The sequence below is a fragment of the Brevundimonas sp. genome (genome assembly GCF_041648615.1).
GTDB lineage: Bacteria > Pseudomonadota > Alphaproteobacteria > Caulobacterales > Caulobacteraceae > Brevundimonas.
This window is the reverse complement of record NZ_JBAZOS010000012.1, coordinates 15,653-33,278: the sequence shown is the minus strand read 5'-3', so window position 1 is coordinate 33,278 and position 17,626 is coordinate 15,653. Positions and strand designations below refer to the sequence as shown.

The window sequence follows — 17,626 nt, the reverse complement described above, 5'->3', positions numbered from 1 at the left end:
GCCGTCGCGGCCCCTCGTCAAGCGCAACCGCGGCGATTAGAAGGCCGGGATGACCACGCCCTCGCTCCTCTTCGCCGCCATCGTGGTCGCCGCCGGCTCCGGCTCCCGCGCCGGAGGGACCAAGCAATGGCGGGCCCTCGGCGGCAAGCCGGTCGTGCGCTGGTCGGTCGAGGCCCTGCTGAAGGCCGGGGCCAGGGACGTCGTGGTCGTGGTCTCCGCCGGTTCCGAAGCCGAGGCCCGAACGGCGCTGGCCGGCCTCTCCGGCTGGCGTCTCGCGACGGGCGGAGATACGCGCGCCGCCTCGGTCCGCAGCGGCCTGCAGGCGCTCGGCGGTCCCGGGGAGCGCCCCGTGCTGATCCATGACGCCGCCCGCCCCTTCCTCGACGCCCCCGTCATCCGCCGCCTGATCGCGGCGCTCGATGAGGCCGACGGCGCCCTGCCCGCCCTGCCTGTGGCCGACAGCCTGCGCCGGGCGGCGGACGAACTTGTCGCGGGCGGTGTGGATCGCGACGGCCTGTGGCGCGCCCAGACCCCGCAGGCCTTCCGCTATCAGGCCATCGTCGAGGCCTACGCCGCCTGGCCGGACGCCGAACCCGCCACCGACGAGGCCGCGGTGCTGGAGCGCGCCGGCGGCCGCGTCCGCATCGTCGAGGGCGACGCGCGCCTGATGAAACTGACCTTCCCCGAGGATTTCGCCATGGCCGAAGCGCTCATTCCCCGCCAGATCCGCGTCGGTCAGGGCTTCGACGCCCACCGTTGGGGGCCGGGAACATCCGTGTGGCTGTGCGGCGTCGAGATTCCCCACGACCAGACCCTGATCGGCCATTCCGACGCCGATGCGGGCCTGCACGCCCTGACCGACGCCATTCTCGGCGCCATGGGCGACGGCGACATCGGCGACCACTTCCCGCCCACCGATCCGCGGTGGAAGGGCGCGTCATCCGACCTGTTCCTGATCCACGCCGTCGAACGGCTGACGGCGCGCGGCGGCCGGCTGGTCAATGTCGACGTGACCCTGATCTGCGAGCGGCCCAAGGTGAAGCCGCATCGTCAGGCCATGCGCGAGCGCCTCGCCGACATCCTGTCGCTTCCGCTCGACGCCGTCAGCGTCAAGGCCACGACCACCGAGGCCATGGGCTTCACCGGCCGCGGCGAGGGCCTCGCCGCCCAGGCCCTGGCGACGATCGAACTGCCGGCCTAGAGCGGCCGCTCCGCCGGCGGGAACATGCTGCGCCACAGCGAGCCGAACAGATTGACGTAGTCGTCGGTCCACGGCCGCACGGTCGTCGGCAGCGGCTGTTTCCAGCGCGTATCGGCGCGGAAGTCCGCCAGCCCCTCGGGCGTCGGCGACAGGATCAGGGCCTCGGTCGAGGCCTCGGCCATCTCGGGCGTCGAATCCCCCTCGTAGTAGATCTGGTGCAGGCTGGCCTTGCCCAGCGCCTGCGCCGCCGCGACGGCCGGCAGGGTGATGTCGAGGTTGCGGTTCGACAGGTGCAGCAACACCACGCCGTTCGGCTTCAGCAGCTTCAGATAGCCGGCGATGGCCTCGGCCGTCAGCAGGTGGGTCGGCACGGCGTCCGACGAGAAGGCGTCGATGATCAGCAGGTCGAACGACCCCGCCGGCTGTTTCGCCAGCGTCAGCCGCGCGTCTCCCAGCACCGTGTCGATCGGCCCCACGGCGCAGTTCGAGATATAGGTGAACCACTCGGGATCGCGCGACAGCCGGTCGACCATCGGATCGATCTCGAAGAAGGTCATCGAATCCTCGGCCCGCTTGTAGGTCGCCATGGCGCCCGAGCCCTGGCCGACCACGCCGATCCGGGCCGGGCCCCGCGCCTCGACCATCTCGGCGGCCTGACCGATCGGCGTCGCGGCCGCGTAGTACAGGGTCGGCACGCAGTCGAAGCGCGGGTCACGCGCCTGGGCGCCGTGCAGGGTCGTGCCGTGCATCATCACATGGACGTCGCCGCCCAGTCGCGGGTCCGGCGCATTGGCCACCCGCATGACGCCGAAGAAGCTGCGGCCCGAATAGCTCCAGTCATAGCCGCGCGCGATCCACTGCGACGACAGGGTGATCATCAGCAGGATGGCGGTGAAGGCCAGCGCCCGGCCCCGCACGAGGAAGGCGCAGATGGCGGCCGGCAGCAGGATGATCATGGCCAGCTGGCCCATCTGGAACGGCGAGGTCGCATAGAAGGCGGCCCGCGCTCCATCATTGCTGTTCAGCCACAGCGACAGCAGCACCGGAGAGGCGGCGATCAGGGCGGCGGCCACCAGCAGGCCCGTCTGGGTCGGGTTGAGCGGACCCTTGCCCCACGGTCGCGCCAGCCCGACCAGCACCAGAACCAGCGGATACTCCCAGACCATGTTGAAGATGACCGGGGCGACCAGGGCGGTGAAGGCGCCGCCGACCACGCCGCCCAGCGACATCAGCAGATAGAATTCCGTCAGCCGGTCCGGCGCCGGCCGCCGCGCCGCCAGCAGCTGGTGGCACATCAGGGCCGCGAAGAAGAAGGCGGTCAGGTGAATGGCGAAGGCCATGCTCCAGTTGGACGAGCGGAAGGCCACCGTCAGGACGCAGACCGCCCCGATGGCGGCCTGTATCGGCAGGGTGGCGCCCAGCGGAATCCACGGCCTGTTCTGGAAGGCGATGACGAAGGTCAGCAGATACAGGGCCAGAGGGGCCACCCACAGGAAGGGCGCGGACGCCACGTCCGTCGACAGGTGCGAGGTCACCCCCAGCATCAGGCTGGACGGCGCGGCCGCCAGCAGCACCAGGATGACCTTCTCGCGCAGCGTCATCGGCGGGCTGGGCGCCAGCCGGGCCGGCTCCGCGCTGCGGTCCAGCCGTCGGCTCCAGACCACGAAGGCCAGGGCGACGATCATCAGCATGAAGGCGACATAGCCGCCGCTCCAGCCCCACCGTTGGCCCGACAGGGTCGCCAGCGGCTCGATCAGGACCGGATAGGACAGCAGGGCCAGGAAGCTGCCGAGGTTCGAGGCGGCGTACAGCACATAGGGATTCCTGCCGTCGGCGTGGCCGGCCCGGACCCGCGCATACCAGGCCTGCAACAACGGCGCCGTGGCCGACAGCACCGCGAACGGCGCGCCGACCGACAGGGCCAGGGTCGCCAGCAGCCAGAGGACCGGCGCCGACGGATCGGGATCGCCCAGCCAGCCGTTGACGCGCAGCGGCAGGAACAGGGCGGCGGCGAGCAGCAGGGCCAGATGGATCGCCACCTGGGTCTTGATCGACCCGACCTTCTGCAACACGTGGGCGTAGGCGTAGCCGGCCAGCAGCGCGGTCTGGAAGAAGACCATCGCCGTGTTCCAAACCGCCGGCGATCCGCCCAGCATGGGCAGGACCAGCTTGGTCACCATCGGCTGGACCACGAACACCAGCGAGGCCGAGGTGAAGATCGCCAGGGCGAACAGCAGCGGCGTCAGCCGGTCGGCGGGCGTTCCCGGCGCGCCCACATCAACGTCCCGGCCCCCGGTGGTGTCGCTCATGCCCGCCCCGTATGCTGGCGCCGCAGCCGGGCGCTTTGGCCCACCCTGGACCGACTCGCAGTCCCTTCGGAAGGCCCCGCCCGATGTTCCCCGACGATATTGTCATACTGGCCCGGCAGGTCGTCGACGCGGCCGTCGCGCGCGGCCTCAGGGTGGCGACGGCCGAAAGCTGCACCGGCGGCCTGGTCGCGGGAGCCCTGACGGCGATCGCGGGCTCCTCCGCCGTGCTGGACCGGGGCTTCGTGACCTACAGCAACGCCGCCAAGAGCGAGATGCTGGGGGTTCCCGCCGACCTGATCGAGGACCAGGGAGCCGTCTCGGAACCCGTCGCCCGCGCCATGGCCGAGGGCGCCGTCCGCCGGTCGGAGGCCCGGGTCTCTGTCGCGGTCACGGGCGTCGCCGGCCCGGGCGGAGGCTCGGCCGCCAAGCCCGTCGGCCTCGTCCATTTCGCCGCCTCGGGCCCGTCCGGGGTGATCCATGCCGAACATCGCTTCGGCGACCTCGGCCGCGAGGGGATCCGTCTGGAAAGCGTCCGCGTCGCCCTGCGCCTGCTGCTGGACCGGATCGGCGCATGATCGTCGACGCCCGCGGCCATCGCTGCCCGACCCCCAGCCTGAAGCTTCAGAAGGCGATGCGCGCGGCTCCCGCCGGGGCGCGCCTGACCCTGCTGGCCACGGACCCCATGGCCCGCATCGACGTGCCGCATCTGATGACCGGTCTGGGCGGCCGCGTCGTTTCGGTCGATGAGGCGGACGGCGTCCTGACTATCGTGGTCGAGACGCCCGCCGCTCCGACAGATTGACCACGCTCTCGGGCAGGGCCTCGTCCGGTTCGATTTCGGGCGCGCCGAGCGACCGCGCCGCGATCTCCATCTCCGTGGCGAAGGCGCCGCCGTAGAAGATGGCGTTGACGTTCCACGACAGCCAGATCAGCAGCACCACCACCGCGCCGACCGAGCCGTAGGTGGCGCCCAACGGTGCGATCTGCTCGACATAGATGGCGCACAGCCAGGACGAGACGGTCGACATCACCGTCGCCACCAGTCCCCCGGCGATGGACGGCGCCCAGGCCACCGGGGTCCGGTGCGACATGGCGTAGCGGTAGAGCATGGTCAGGCCGATCGCGAGCCCCAGGGCCGGCCACAGCCCGTCCAGCGCGATGCCGGATGACGGCGCCCCGTCCGCGACCGGACCGGCGTGCTCCAGCAATCGCGAGGTCACCACCGCGCCCGACACCACCGTGAAGAGCAGGAAGGCCGCAAGGGCGACGAAGAAGGCCAGCAGGTTGAATTTGAAGAAGCCGTGCGGCTCCGTCTCGTCGTGGATCAGGTTCAGGCCGGCCAGCAGGGCCTTGAAGCCGCGATGCGCGGCGTAGCCGCCGATGACCACGGCGAAGAAGCTCTGGGCCGACACCGTCCGGGCCGACGCATTGGCCAGCCGTTCGATCTCGGCCATGAAAATGGCCCGCGCCGCCGTCGGCATGACGTCGGCCAGGGCCGCCGCCTGTTCGCTGACCTGGGCGATGGACAGCACCGCCTTGTAGAAGCCGATCAGGATGGCGATGGCCGGAAACACCGCCAGCAGGGCGAAGAACGACACCCCGCCCGTGTACAGCATCACGTCGCGGCCCCAGCTGCGCGTGAACGCCTTGACCGCCAGCCGCCCCCACAGCATGGGCGTGGCCCAGCGCGCGGCGTCTTCAATATCCGATCTGGCTTGCAAGCCGGTCCCCACAACCGTTGAAGCCCGCACTTCTACCGCAATTCGGCCCGGGGGAAAGCGCCGCTGCGGATAGCGGCCCCCGACCCGTTGCCTACAGCCGCCGACCGTCGCTATGGTCCGCCGCCATTGAAACCGCGTCAGGGGGCTGGCGCGGCTGGAGACATCGACCTTGGGTTCCGATCCACGCATTCTGGTCGTCGCTCCTGACGACGACCTGATCGGCCCGCTGTGTCAGGGGCTGGACGCCCTCGGCTGGCGCACGGTCACGGCCCGGTCGCTGGCCGGCGCCATACAAACCCTGATCGACTGGCCGCTGGAAGCCGTGATCCTCGACGCCCGCCTGCCCGACTCGGCCGAGGGCGTCGGAGCCCTGCGCCAGACCGTGTTCCCCCGCCGCCTGCCCGTCCTCGCCATCGGCGCCGAAACCGCGGCCTGGCCGCCGGGTGTGGCCGACATCGCCATGTCCAACCCGCCGCATGCCGCACAGGCCGCCCTGCGTCTGGAAAATCTCATCCGCTCCGCCATCGCCGAGGAAGAGGTCAGCCTGCGCGAGGCCACCTTCGCCGCGCGCGGCCAGCCCCTGCCCCTGACAGACACCGACGCCACCCCGCTGCGGGTGCTGGCGGCCGGCAAGCCCGACCGGCATTTCCTCGCCCTGTCCAACGCCCTGACCGAGCGCGGCTGCGAGGTCGTGGCCGCGCCGACGCCCTACACCGCCTTCGACTACCTGCACGAAAAGCCGTTCGACGCCGCCGTGCTGTGGGGGGCCGAGGATCACGCGCCCGCGCTTTCGATCGCCTCGGGCATGAAGCGGAACACCCGCCTGTACCACATCCCCGCGGTGCTCTATCTGCGCGGCGCCGGCGAGATCAATCTGGCCGAACTCTACAATCGCGGCTTCGCCGATGTCGCCGCCGCCGACACGCCGGAGGACGAAACCGCCGAGCGGATCGCCGCCCTCGCCCGCGCCCACCGCCGCCACGTCGCCATCCGCAGGGCGCTGGAAAGCGCGCGCGGCTCGGGTCTGACAGATCCCGCCACCGGCCTGTTCACCCCCCCGCTGTTCGCCAGCCATCTGGCCCGCGTGGCCGAGGGCGCCCGACTGCGCCGCCGCCCTCTCTCGGTCGCCGTGTTGCGCGTGTCGGAGACCGAGGCGGTCGCCGAGGCTCGCAAGGGCGGCTGGCTGGACCGCGCCCTGCCCCAGATCGGCGCCATGGTCTCGCGCCTGATCCGCACCGAGGATACGGCGGCCCGCCTGTCGCCCGACGTCTTCGCCCTCGCCCTGCCCGCGACCCGCGGCCCTTCCGGACGGATCGCCGCCGACCGGATCGCCGCCGTGATCGGCTGCACCGCCTTCGACGCCGGCCCCGACCGCTCGCCCTTCGTGGTCGAGTTCGAGGTCGGCGTGGCCGAGATCGCGCCGGGGGAATCCCCCGCAGCCGTCCTCGAACGGGCCTCAAAGGATGTGCGGTCGCACGCCTGACGCTCATTTGACAATCTGATTTGTCTAATGCAGGTTCGCGCCATGACATCGCGTCCATCAGCCCTGCTCGACGACCTCGACACCGCGCTTCTGGCCTTGGCGCCCATCCGCCGGCGCATCCTCGCCGCCCTGACCGAGCCCGCCTCCGCCGCCGGCCTGTCGGAGCAACTGGGGTTGCCGCGCCAGAACATCGGCCACCACCTGCGCGCCCTTGAGGCCGCGGGCCTGATCCAGCTGGCTGAGGAACGGCGAAAGCGCGGCTTCACCGAACGCCTGTTCGTCGCCGCGCAGAACTATGTCTTCGACCCGGCCCTGATGCAGGCGCCGCCAGACCCCGATGCGGTCGACGCCCAGGATCGCCACGCCGCCGACCATCTGATCTCGACCGCCTCGACCATCGTCCGCGACGTCGCCCGCATGCGTCAGGACGCGGCCGCCGAAGGATCGCGCCTGCTGACCCTGACGGTCGAGACCGACGTCACCTTCGCCGCCCCCGCCGATTTCGACGCCTTCACCGAAGAGGTCAGCGCCGCCGTCGTGGCCCTGGCCCGCAAATACGCGGCCCCTTCCGGCCGCCGCTACCGCCTCACCGCCGCCGCCTGGCCGGCGACGCCCAAACCCCCTGCAGCAAGGAACTGACCGCCATGACCGAAGCGTCTCAGCCCATGGAAGACCATGTCCTCGTCGAGGTCACCGTGCCCGCCCCCGCCGACGCGGTCTGGGCCGCCCTGCGCGATCCGCAGCAGATCAAGAACTGGTTCGGCTGGGACGCCGACACCCTCAAGGACGAGATCGACTTCATCTTCGTCACCCACGCCGAGGCGGATGAGGCGCGCCGGACCGTGACCTTCGTCGGCGTCAACGACCGCTACGAGGTCGAGGCCACGGGCGACGGGACAAGCCTCGTCCGGGTGGTCCGCTCCGCCCCGGCCGGCGACTGGTCGGACGTCTTCGACGGCATGATCGAGGGCTGGATTTCCTTCACACAGCAGCTGGCCTTCGCCTTCGCCCGCCACCCTGGCCAGACGCGCCGCACCCTCTTCTTCTCGGGCCCGCCGCGCGCGGATGGTTTGGGCCGGTCCGTGCTCGGCCTGGACGCCGCCCCGGCGCCCGGAGAGCCCTATGCGATGCCGCTGGGTCCCGACGCGGACGCGGCGGGTCAGGTCTGGTTCGTCGCCCGCCACCAGATCGGCGTCACCGTCGATGGCTGGGGCGACGGCCTGCTGGTGGTGCTGGACAGTCCGCCGAAGGAGGACAAGCGCCCCCGCGGCTCGACCATGCTGACCCTGACCACCTACGGCCTGTCCGACGCCGCCTTCGCCGATCTGGAGGGCCGCTGGAAGGCGTGGTGGGACGAGCGGTTCGAGAACGCCGCCCCGCACGAGAGCTAGGCCGCGCCCGCCACCCTCGCCAGATCGGTGGTGATGCGCTCGGCCACCTTCAGCCGCTCGGCCGCCGTGTCCCACTCGCCCTTGACCACGATCTTCTGGTCGGGCCGCAGCTTCCAGAAGGCGTGGTTCTTCTGGATCAGCCCGACCAGCCCCATCGGATTGGGGAAGGCGTTGTTGCGCAGCGTCAGCACCGCGCCCTTGGGCCCGATGTCGATGCGTTCGATACAGGCCGTCTTGCAGTTGGCCTTGATGCCGACGATCCGCAGCAACTGTTTCGCCTCGTCCGGCAGAGGCCCGAACCGGTCGATCAGTTCGGCGGCCAGCGCCTCGCGCGTCTCCGAATTCTCGGCGTCGGACAGGCGGCGATACAGGCTCAGACGAACGTTCAGGTCCGGGACGTATTCCTCTGGAATCAACACGGCCGCGCCGACATTGATGGCCGGCGACCAGCCGCGGTCGACCGTCCCGCCGCCCTCGCCCGACAGACGCAGCTCCGACACGGCGTCCTCCAGCATCTGCTGGTACAGCTCGACCCCGACCTCGCGGATGTGGCCCGACTGCTCGTCGCCCAGCAGATTGCCGCCGCCGCGCTGGTCGAGATCGTGGCTGGCCAGCTGGAAGCCGGCGCCGAGATTGTCCAGCGACTGCAGCACCTGCAGCCGCCGCTCTGACGACAGACTCATCGGCTTGTTCGGCGGGGTGGTCAGATAGGCGAAGGCCCGCGCCTTGGCCCGGCCGATCCGGCCGCGGATCTGGTGCAGCTGGGCCAGGCCGAACATGTCGGCCTTGTGCACGATCAGGGTGTTGGCCGTCGGCACGTCCAGCCCGCTCTCGACGATCGTCGTCGACAGCAGCAGGTCGTAGCTGCCGTCGTAGAAGGCGCTCATCACGTCTTCCAGCTGGGTCGGCGACATCTGGCCGTGGCCGACCACGAATTTGATCTCGGGGACCTGCTCGCGCAGGAATTTCTCGATCTCCGGCAGGTCGCTCAGGCGCGGCACGACATAATAGGCCTGACCGCCGCGGTATTTCTCGCGCAGCAGGGCCTCGCGCACCAGCACCGCATCCCACGGCGTGACATAGGTCCGCACCGCGAGGCGATCGACCGGCGGGGTGGCGATGATCGACATCTCGCGGATGCCGGACAGCGCCATCTGCAGGGTGCGCGGGATCGGCGTCGCCGTCAGGGTCAGCAGGTGAACATCGGCCCGCAGGGACTTCAGCTTCTCCTTGTGCTTGACCCCGAAATGCTGCTCTTCATCAACGATAACAAGGCCCAGGTCCTTGAATCCGACCTGTTCGCTCAAGACCGCATGGGTGCCGACGACGATCTCGAACGATCCGTCCTTCAGCCCCGCGCGCGTCTCGGCGGCGTCCTTGGCCGTCACCATCCGCGACAGGTGCCGCACCGTGACCGGCCAGCCGGCGAACCGCTCGCTGAAGGTCTTGAAATGCTGCCGCGCCAGCAGGGTGGTGGGGCAGACGATGGCCACCTGCTGCCCCGTCATCGCCACCACGAAGGCCGCCCGCAGGGCCACCTCGGTCTTGCCGAAGCCGACGTCGCCGCAGATCAACCGATCCATCGGCGTGCCCTTGCCGAGGTCCTCCAGCACGTCGCCGATGGCGTTCAGCTGGTCGTCCGTCTCCTCATAGGGGAAGCGGGCGCAGAACTCGTCGAACAGGCCGTGCGGGGGCGTGATGGGATCCGAGGTGCGCAGCGACCGCTTGGCGGCCAGGGCGATCAGCCCCTCGGCCATGTCGCGCAGGCGGGCCTTGGCCTTGGCCTTGCGCGCCTGCCAGCCCGCCCCGCCCAGCCGGTCCAGTTGCGCCCCGTCGGCGTCCGACCCATAGCGGGTCAACAGATCGATGTTCTCGACCGGCAGATACAGCTTGCTGTCGCCGGCGTAGACCAGCTCCAGACAGTCATGCGGCGCCTGCTGGATCTCCAGCGTCTTCAGCCCCTCATAGCGGCCGATGCCGTGATCCAGGTGGACCACCAGATCGCCGGTCGTCAGGGCCGAGGCCTCGGCAAGGAAGTTCGACGCCCGCCGCTTCTTGCGCGGCCGCGCCAGCCGGTCGCCGAGGATGTCGGTCTCGGATATGACCGCGATGTCCGCCGTCTCGAACCCGTGCTCGACCGGCAGAACCCCGCGCAGATAGAGGTCCTTCGGCGCCTTCTGGACGTCGGTCCAGTCGCGCACGGGGACGACATGCTCCAGCCCGTGATCGGCCAGCATGCCCGCCAGCCGTTCGGACGAGCCCTCGGTCCAGGAGGCGAACAGCACCCGCTTGCCCGCCGCCTTGACCGCCTCTGCGTGGCGCGCCACCGCCTCGAACAGATTGACGCTGTCCTGCGCCCGTTCGGCCGCGAAGCTGCGCCCCAGCCGTCCGCCCGCGTCTTCACCCGGTCCGTGAAAGGGTGACAGCCGCCGCACCCAGCGCCCGGCGAGGGCGGTGTTCCACTCCGTCTCGTCCAGATACAGCCGCTCGGGCGGCAGGGCGCGGTAGGCCGACCCGCCGCTCCCCGCCTTCCGGCTCATCGCCGCGTCCCGACGCGCCTCATACGCGTCGCGCGTCAGGGTCCAGCGCTCCGCCCGCGCGGCCTCGACCTGGTTGTCCAGAAACACCTTCGCGTCGTCGGGCAGATAGTCGAACAGCGTCTCCAGCCGCTCATAGAGCAACGGCAGCCAGTGCTCCATGCCCTGCCGCCGCGCGCCCTCGCTGATGGCCGCGTACAGCGGATCGTCGCCCGCCGCGCCGAACAGGCTCAGATAGCCCGTGCGGAATCGCGAAATGCTCTCGGCGTCGAGCAGCGCCTCGGATACGGGCGCCAGCGACACCTCGCGCCTCTGTCCGGTCGACCGCTGCGTCGCCGGATCGAAGGTGCGGATCGACTCCAGCTCCGAGCCGAACATGTCCAGCCGCACCGGCTCCTCGAAGCCGGGCGGATAGACGTCGATGACCCCGCCGCGCACCGCGAACTCGCCACGCTCCGACACCGTCGAGGCGCGCATATAGCCGTTGGCCGCGAAATACCGCTCCAGCGCCGCCGTATCGAGATCAAGGCCGACCGTGGTCTGGAAGCCGGCCCCGCTGGTCACCTCGCGCGGCGGCGTCCGCTGGATCGCCGCTCCGATGGTGGTCACGACCAGGGTCGGACGGGTCTCGGTCGGGTGGAGCCGGGCCAGCCGGGTCAGGGCCGCCATCCGCTCGGCCGACACCGACGACGAGGGACTCAGCCGGTCATAGGGCAGGCAATCCCACGCCGGAAACTCAATGACCTCAATGTCCTGGGCGAAAAAACCGAACGCCTGCACGAACTCACCCATGCGGGCGTAGTCGCGCGCCACGAAGACGCCGACGCCGCCCGCGCCCCTCAGCCGTTCGGCGACGGTCAGCGCGTCCAGTCCCTCGGGCGCGCCGCCCAGCTCCTGATCGCCCCGCGTGGGGATGGCGCCATCCATCAACCGGCGCCCTCGGCCACGGCGGCGGCGACGTGGTCGCGCATGAAGTCGCGGATCTTGCCCATCACGGCGGTGTCGTGCGCCGCCGGGGTCGGCTCGCTGCCGATGATCCAGGCGTACAGTCGGTGATCGTCGTCTTCGGCCAGCAGAGCCTCCAGGGAGTCCAGTTCGCCTTCGGTCAGGGTTGGACCGACGCGATCCGCGAATGGACCCAGCACCAGATCGGCCTCGCGGAAACCGCGCCGCCAGGCCCGGAACACGATCCGGCCCAGCCGCTCGCGGGCGGAAGCCTCTTCAGGACGCGCATCAATATCGGCCACAAGCTTCCTTGCCCGGTCGGTCAGTAAACAGGACGGGTCAGATAGCGTTCCCCCCGCCGTTTCGCCAGCTATGCTGTCGCCGCATGCGGCCAGAGATTCTCTTTCCCCTGTTCGCCGAGGTCTCCACCCTGAAGGGCGTGGGGCCCAAGGTGCTGCCGCTGGTCCAGAAACTGGCCGGCCCGCTGGTGCGCGACGTCCTGTTTCTGTCTCCGTCCGGCCTGATCGTCCGCCGCCCCATGACCGCCGCCGACGCCGTCGAGGGTCAGGTCGGCGTCTTCGAGATCGTCATCGACCGCCTGATCGTCCCGCCAAAACCGGGGGCCCCGATCAAGGTCCGGGCGACCGACGCCACGGGCTTCGTCCACCTGATCTGGTTCGGCGGCTCGGCCCAGCACATCGACCGCCTGCTGCCGCGCGGCCAGACCCGGCTGGTCTCGGGCAAGGTCGAGCGGTTCAACAGCGAGGTGCAGATCGTCCACCCCGACATCTTCACCCCTGAACAGGCCGGCGACATCGCCGCCATCGAGCCCGTCTATCCGGCGACCCAGGGCCTGTCGTCGCGTGTCATCCGCAAACTGGTCCAGGTCGCCCTGCAGCACGCGCCGGATCTGATCGAATGGCAGGACCCGGCCTGGCTGGCGAAGACCCGCTGGCCCGGCTGGCGCGCCGCCCTCGAACGCCTGCACGCGCCCGAGGCCGAGCCCGATCTGGAGCCCGACGCGCCTGCCCGCCAGCGGCTGGCCTATGACGAACTGTTCGCCCACCAGCTGGCCCTGGCCCGCCGCCGCCGCGCCCGCCAGATCACCCCCGCGCCGGTGATCCATCCCGGCGACGCCTCGGCCCGCCTGCTGCAGTCCCTGCCCTTCCAGCTGACCGGCGCCCAGCATCAGGCCATCGCCGAGATCCGCCGCGACCTCGCCGCGGGCGAACAGATGGGCCGGCTGCTGCAGGGCGACGTCGGCTCGGGCAAGACCGCCGTCGCCGCCCTCGCCCTGGCCGACGCGGCCGCCTCCGGCTTCCAGTCCGCCCTGATGGCCCCGACCGAGATCCTCGCTCGCCAGCACTATCAGCGCATCGCCCCGATGATGGAGGCCGCCGGCGTCAGCGCCGTCCTCCTCACGGGCCGCGACACCCCCGCCGAGCGCCGCGCCCGCCTCGCCGCCCTGGCCTCCGGCGAGGCCCGGGTGGCCATCGGCACCCACGCCCTGTTCCAGGACGCCGTCCGCTTCGACCGGCTGGCCCTCGCCGTCATCGACGAACAGCACCGCTTCGGCGTCAACGAGCGCCAGCGGCTCCAGGCCAAGGGCGACCCCCGCACCGGCGGCGTCCACCTGCTGACCATGTCCGCGACGCCCATCCCCCGCACCCTCGAACTGACCCAGTACGGCGAACTGGAGGTGTCGCGCCTGATGGAGAAGCCGCCGGGTCGGACCCCCGTCACCACCGCCGTCCTGCCCCTGGCCCGCATCGGCGAAGTGGCCAAACGGCTGAAGGCCGCCATCGACAGCGGCGCACAGGCCTACTGGATCTGTCCCCTGGTGGCCGAGAGCGAGGCCTCCGACCTCGCCGCCGCCGAGGCCCGGGCCGCCGACCTGCGGCGGATCCTCAAGGTCGAGGTCGGCCTCGCCCACGGCCAGATGCCGGGGGCCGAGCGCGAGACCGTCATGGCCGACTTCGCCGACGGACGCATCCCCCTGCTGGTCGCCACAACCGTGGTCGAGGTCGGCGTCGACGTGCCCAACGCCACCATCATGGTCATCGAGCACGCCGACCGCTTCGGCCTGGCCCAGCTGCACCAGTTGCGCGGTCGCGTCGGTCGCGGCGCCAAGGCCAGCGCCTGTATCCTGCTGTACGGCGGGGGCGACGACGGGCTCGGCGAAACGGCGCGTCTCCGCCTCGAAACGCTTCGGCGCACCGAGGACGGCTTCGAGATCGCCGAGGAGGATTTCCGCCTGCGCGGCGGCGGCGATCCGCTGGGCCTGAAGCAGAGCGGCTTCCCCGCCTACCGCTTCGCCGACCCGATCCGGCACCGCGCCCTGATGCTGACCGCCGCCGACGACGCCCGTCTGGTGTTGGGCCGCGATCCCGACCTGACTTCGCCGCGCGGCGAGGCGGTCAAGGTTCTGGAGGCCCTGTTCGACTGGCGCAACGACCGCCCGGGGATTGACTAGGCCGGCGAACGCGCCTGCCAGGCCGTCAGCCGCGCCTGAACATCAGCTTCAATATCGCCGTAGAATAGATTGTAAGGGCGGGATTTTCTTCGATCCGCCCAGCTGCCTGTCTCGCGGAAGGACTCCGTCGTCGGCTCCGTGTGACGCAGCAGTCCATTGCGGCACCGGGTGGCGATCTCGCGCGCCATCAGGGCCGGTCGCGCGCCCCATTCCAGCCCGGTGGCGTTGGTCGCCCCCTTGTGGAACCGCGCCGCCACAGGGCCGGTGTCGGTCGAGCCGGTGACCGGATTGACGCACAGGGCCGGCCGCCCGCCCAGATCGACCAGCCGTCCCCTTGCATCCCAGACCAGCGCCCGCCGCAGCCGCCGCCGCGCGGCCCCGTCATTGCCTTCGCCCACCGGCGACCAGCCGACGACGCAGCCGACCTGATCGCGCCGTCCGCAGGCTGGAACCTGCGGCGACAGGCCATCCGCCGCCGCCACCACATCGATCAGATAGGCCGCGACCAGCCGCCGCCGCAGCACCGGATCCGGGGCCACGCGCTCGCGCACCAGTCGTTCGACGATGTCTCCGCCCTGTTCCACCCCGGCCAGCACGATCGGCCCGGTCGGATGGTTGGCGATCCAGATGTCGAACGCCGCCGCGGCGTCTCCCCAGGCGAAGGCCCGCGCCTCGCGCGCATCCTCGCGCAGCGTCAGGCGGGTGTAGAGGCTGCTCTGCCGGTAGCGCGGCGCGCTGATCGCCCCGGCCCGCGCGAACGGCCCGGCGTAGTTGGGCAGGACCACCCGGCTCAGATACGCGTCTGCGTCACGGTCGCCGATGGGCCCGTTCCATTCGGCCCCGCCGTCATAGGTCGTCGAGTGAACGAAGAAGATCGCCGCCGGTCCCGCCCCCGGCGTCCGCGCCTCGCGCAACGCCCAGGCCGCCGGCGCGCCGTAGTCCGGCGCGGGCGGCGGCGTATAGGTCTGGAACGGCACCTGCGGATCCAGTCCCGCCCGCAGGATATCCCCGCGCCAGACCGCCACCGCGGCGGCCAGCACCAGGATGATCGTCAGGCCGGTCCAGCCGACCCACTGGCGAAAGGTCAGCCGCGGCCGGGTCATCGATACGGGTCCACCGTGGCCAGGAAGTCCTGCACATAGCGGCGCACGCCCTCTTCCAGCGGCGTCGCCTGCCCGCCGAAGCCGGCGGCGCGCACGCGTTCCATCCGGGCCTCGGTGAAATACTGGTATTTGTCGCGAATGCTCTCGGGCGTGTCGATGTATTCGATCCGGGGCGTCTTGCCCGCCGCCGCGAAGGTCGCGTGGGCCAGATCGAGGAACGACCGCGCCCGGCCCGAGCCCGCGTTGAACACGCCCGAAACCTCGGGCGTCTCCAGCAGCCACTCGACCATGTCGACCACATCATCGACGAAGACGAAGTCGCGCATCTGGCCGCCGTCGGCGTAGGCGGGATTGTGCGAGCGGAACAACACCACCGGCAGATCGGCCTGAACCTCGGGCCAGATCTGGGCCACGACCGACTTCATCCCGCCCTTGTGGTATTCGTTCGGCCCATAGACGTTGAAGAATTTCAGCCCCGCCCACTGTGTCGGCGCCGTCCGCATCTGAGCCTGCCGCGCGGCGTATTGATCGAACAGATATTTCGAATAGCCATAGGCATTTAGCGGCCTCAGCGCAGACAGGGAGCGAAGATCGTCCTGATCCTCGAACCCCAGACCGCCGTCGCCGTAGGTCGCCGCCGACGAGGCGTAGATCAGCCGCGCGTCGCGCAGGGCGCACCAGGCCCACAGATCCCGCGACAGGCTGAAATTGGTGTGCAGGATCAGGTCCGCGTCCGGCTCTGTCGTCGATGAGATGGCGCCCATATGGACCACGGCCTCGATCCGCTCGGCGTTCCGCTCCAGCTGGTCGAACATCTCCTCGGGCGACCAGAAGTCGGCGATGGCGTGTTTGGCCAGGTTCTTCCACTTGCCCAGATCGGCCGTCTCCAGCCGGTCGACCACGACGACGTCGCGCCGGCCCTCGGCGCACAGGCGCGCGACGATGTTCGAGCCGATGAAGCCGGCCCCGCCCGTCACCACGATCATGCGCCGGATCATCGTTCGCCCTTCATCTTCTCGACCGTCTTCGTCGTCGAATAGCCGTCCTCGAACGTGGCCAGCCGGACCTCGCCGCCCCAGCTCTCGACCAGATCGCCCCCGACCACGCCCTCGCGGGTGTAGTCCGCGCCCTTGATCAGCACGTCCGGCCGCAGCCGTTCGATCAGGGCCAGCGGCGTCGGCTCGTCGAAGGCCGTCACCCGGTCCACCGACTGCAGCCCGCCGATGACCACGGCCCGGCTGTCCAGATCGTTGATCGGCCGCCCCTCGCCCTTCAGCCGCCGCACGGAAGCGTCGGTGTTCAGCGCCACCACCAGCCGGTCGCACCAGCTCCGCGCCTGGGCCAGATAGGCGACATGGCCGCGATGCAGGATGTCGAAACAGCCGTTGGTGAAGCCGACCTTCAGCCCCTGCCGCTTCCAGCCCTCGACGACATGCGCCAGCTCCTCCAGCGGCATGACCTTGGCGTGGGCCCCGGCGGCGTGCTGGCTCATCTCGGCGTCGATCAGCTCGGCCGGGGTGACCACCGCCGTCCCCGCCTTGCCGACCACCACGCCCGAGGCGAGGATGGCGAACTCCACCGCCGTCTCCAGCGACGCCCCCGCGCCCAGCGCCAGCCCCAGCGCCGCCAGTCCGGTGTCGCCGGCGCCGGAGACGTCGAACACCTCGCGCGCCCGGCCGGGGAAATGTTTCGCCGCCTCGCCGCGCCGCATCAGGCTCATGCCCTTGCCGGCCCGGGTGACCACCACCGCCCGGGCCGTGGTGGCGTGCAACAGAGCCTTCAGCGCCGCCTCGACCTCGGCGTCGGTCTCGACCGGCAGGCCCGTGGCCGCGGCCAGTTCGCTGGCGTTCGGCTTGATCAGATCGACCGCGCCGTAGCGGGCGAAGTCGCGGCCCTTGGGATCGACGACCACCGGCGCGCCGCTCTTCTGCGCCGCGGACAGGGCCTGGGCGATCACCAGATCGCTGATCACGCCCTTGGAGTAATCCGACAGCAGATAGACGGAAGCACCCGTAAAGGCGTCGCTTTCATCTCCCATCAAGGCCGAAGCCTCCTCGTCGAGCCGCAGCAGCTGCTGGCCGGCCGCGACGAAGCGCGTCTTGACGATGGTGGCCACGCCGGCGCGCCGCTCGACCGCGTCCTCGATGCCGGGTTCCGCCGCAATCAGCGCGGCCAGCTCGTCGCCGGCCGGGTCCTGTCCCGCCACAGCGCCCAGCCGCGCCACGCCCCCGAGGGCGGCGACATTACGGGCCACATTGCCGACGCCGCCCGGCATGGCGACGGTCCGGCCCATGCGCAGCACCGGAATCGGCGCCTCGGGCGAAATCCGGCTGACCTCGCCATAGACATAGCGGTCCAGCATCAGGTCGCCGACGCAGGCGATCTTCAGCCCGCGCACCCGCTCGAGCAGCGCCTGCAGTTCCCCGAGATCGAGCGTCCGTCCAGCCATGAGTCTGGCCTATC

Annotated in this window: 14 protein-coding genes; 7 read left to right on the top strand and 7 right to left on the bottom strand. The window is 70.6% G+C overall.

Going from position 1 to position 17,626, the window contains the following annotated elements:
* The first annotated feature begins 49 nt into the window (after positions 1 to 49).
* The gene (locus WC555_RS06755; protein WP_373252363.1) at positions 50 to 1,201 is read left to right on the top strand and encodes a bifunctional 2-C-methyl-D-erythritol 4-phosphate cytidylyltransferase/2-C-methyl-D-erythritol 2,4-cyclodiphosphate synthase; all 1,152 of its coding nucleotides are present in this window, start codon (positions 50 to 52) and stop codon (positions 1,199 to 1,201) included.
* Here WC555_RS06755 and WC555_RS06750 read toward each other — a convergent pair.
* Positions 1,198 to 3,510, bottom strand: coding sequence for a fused MFS/spermidine synthase (locus WC555_RS06750; protein ID WP_373252361.1), 2,313 nt, complete (start codon positions 3,508 to 3,510; stop codon positions 1,198 to 1,200). The two genes, WC555_RS06755 and WC555_RS06750, sit on opposite strands and share 4 nt — an antisense overlap.
* Positions 3,511 to 3,593: 83 nt before the next feature.
* Between WC555_RS06750 and WC555_RS06745 the strand changes: the two genes are divergently transcribed.
* Positions 3,594 to 4,085 carry a CinA family protein gene (locus tag WC555_RS06745; RefSeq protein ID WP_373252359.1) on the top strand — a complete coding sequence of 164 codons (492 nt, stop codon included), beginning with the start codon at positions 3,594 to 3,596 and terminating at the stop codon, positions 4,083 to 4,085.
* Complete coding sequence (locus tag WC555_RS06740; RefSeq protein ID WP_373252357.1) at positions 4,082 to 4,312, top strand: sulfurtransferase TusA family protein; 231 nt, start codon at positions 4,082 to 4,084, stop codon at positions 4,310 to 4,312. Before WC555_RS06745 ends, WC555_RS06740 begins: the two co-directional genes overlap by 4 nt.
* Here WC555_RS06740 and WC555_RS06735 read toward each other — a convergent pair.
* Positions 4,275 to 5,183 (bottom strand): YihY/virulence factor BrkB family protein, encoded by a 909-nt coding sequence (locus tag WC555_RS06735; protein ID WP_373252418.1) that lies wholly within the window; start codon positions 5,181 to 5,183, stop codon positions 4,275 to 4,277. The two genes, WC555_RS06740 and WC555_RS06735, sit on opposite strands and share 38 nt — an antisense overlap.
* A gap of 217 nt (positions 5,184 to 5,400) precedes the next feature.
* Here WC555_RS06735 and WC555_RS06730 point away from each other — a divergent pair, with 217 nt between their 5' ends.
* Genes WC555_RS06730 through WC555_RS06720 form a run of 3 tightly spaced genes read left to right on the top strand, consistent with a single transcriptional unit; the run spans position 5,401 to position 8,105 of the window.
* Positions 5,401 to 6,714 (top strand): diguanylate cyclase domain-containing protein, encoded by a 1,314-nt coding sequence (locus WC555_RS06730; protein ID WP_373252355.1) that lies wholly within the window; start codon positions 5,401 to 5,403, stop codon positions 6,712 to 6,714.
* 42 nt (positions 6,715 to 6,756) lie between these two features.
* Positions 6,757 to 7,353, top strand: a complete 597-nt coding sequence (locus WC555_RS06725) for an ArsR/SmtB family transcription factor (RefSeq protein WP_373252353.1) — start codon at positions 6,757 to 6,759, stop codon at positions 7,351 to 7,353.
* Positions 7,354 to 7,358: 5 nt separating this feature from the next.
* Positions 7,359 to 8,105, top strand: coding sequence for an SRPBCC domain-containing protein (locus WC555_RS06720; RefSeq protein WP_373252351.1), 747 nt, complete (start codon positions 7,359 to 7,361; stop codon positions 8,103 to 8,105).
* Here the strand turns inward: WC555_RS06720 and mfd are convergent.
* Complete coding sequence (gene mfd / locus WC555_RS06715; protein WP_373252350.1) at positions 8,102 to 11,569, bottom strand: transcription-repair coupling factor; 3,468 nt, start codon at positions 11,567 to 11,569, stop codon at positions 8,102 to 8,104. The two genes, WC555_RS06720 and mfd, sit on opposite strands and share 4 nt — an antisense overlap.
* Positions 11,569 to 11,889, bottom strand: a complete 321-nt coding sequence (locus WC555_RS06710) for a succinate dehydrogenase assembly factor 2 (protein ID WP_373252348.1) — start codon at positions 11,887 to 11,889, stop codon at positions 11,569 to 11,571. The genes mfd and WC555_RS06710 overlap by 1 nt, the downstream gene beginning before the upstream one ends.
* Positions 11,890 to 11,972: 83 nt before the next feature.
* Here WC555_RS06710 and recG point away from each other — a divergent pair, with 83 nt between their 5' ends.
* Positions 11,973 to 14,060, top strand: a complete 2,088-nt coding sequence (gene recG / locus WC555_RS06705) for an ATP-dependent DNA helicase RecG (protein ID WP_373252346.1) — start codon at positions 11,973 to 11,975, stop codon at positions 14,058 to 14,060.
* On the opposite strand, the gene WC555_RS06700 is transcribed toward recG, so the two are convergent.
* Genes WC555_RS06700 through rfaE2 form a run of 3 tightly spaced genes read right to left on the bottom strand, consistent with a single transcriptional unit; the run spans position 14,057 to position 17,612 of the window.
* Positions 14,057 to 15,163 (bottom strand): DUF3089 domain-containing protein, encoded by a 1,107-nt coding sequence (locus tag WC555_RS06700; RefSeq protein WP_373252345.1) that lies wholly within the window; start codon positions 15,161 to 15,163, stop codon positions 14,057 to 14,059. The two genes, recG and WC555_RS06700, sit on opposite strands and share 4 nt — an antisense overlap.
* A complete protein-coding gene (gene rfaD / locus WC555_RS06695; protein ID WP_373252343.1) occupies positions 15,160 to 16,161 on the bottom strand; it encodes an ADP-glyceromanno-heptose 6-epimerase in 1,002 nt (333 codons plus the stop codon). Before rfaD ends, WC555_RS06700 begins: the two co-directional genes overlap by 4 nt.
* On the bottom strand, positions 16,158 to 17,612 hold the full coding sequence (rfaE2, locus tag WC555_RS06690; RefSeq protein ID WP_373252341.1) for a D-glycero-beta-D-manno-heptose 1-phosphate adenylyltransferase: 1,455 nt from the start codon (positions 17,610 to 17,612) through the stop codon (positions 16,158 to 16,160). Before rfaE2 ends, rfaD begins: the two co-directional genes overlap by 4 nt.
* Positions 17,613 to 17,626: the final 14 nt, after the last annotated feature.